At 37.7% G+C, this 265-nt stretch carries 1 pseudogene; it reads left to right on the forward strand.

Annotation, left to right across the window (positions count from 1 at the left end):
• Nucleotides 1-265 (forward strand): annotated as a pseudogene (locus AAEY68_RS21195) (type IV pilus biogenesis/stability protein PilW); the annotation flags it as partial.

The following is a 265-nucleotide window of genomic DNA, read 5'->3' on the forward strand; positions in this document are numbered from 1 at the left end:
CTGTATTACGCTAAAAGTGACTTGTACAAAGCCAGTGAACTTTTAAAACGCTATGAAAGTTCGGGCCGAGTATCTTCTCGCGCATTAATGCTTAGCTATCTTGTAAAAAACCGAATGGGCAGAATTGAAGAAGCTGAAAAAATTTCCAACACTATTTTGCAAACTTACTCTACCAGCAACGAAGCCTACGCGTTAAAAGAGAAAAGAACACGTTTTAATGAGTTTGAAATACTGCGAGAAAAATACCGTAAAGCGCAGTTAAAAG

Source organism: Pseudoalteromonas sp. RB2-MNA-CIBAN-0110, from assembly GCF_040309305.1.
Classification (GTDB): domain Bacteria; phylum Pseudomonadota; class Gammaproteobacteria; order Enterobacterales; family Alteromonadaceae; genus Pseudoalteromonas; species Pseudoalteromonas arctica.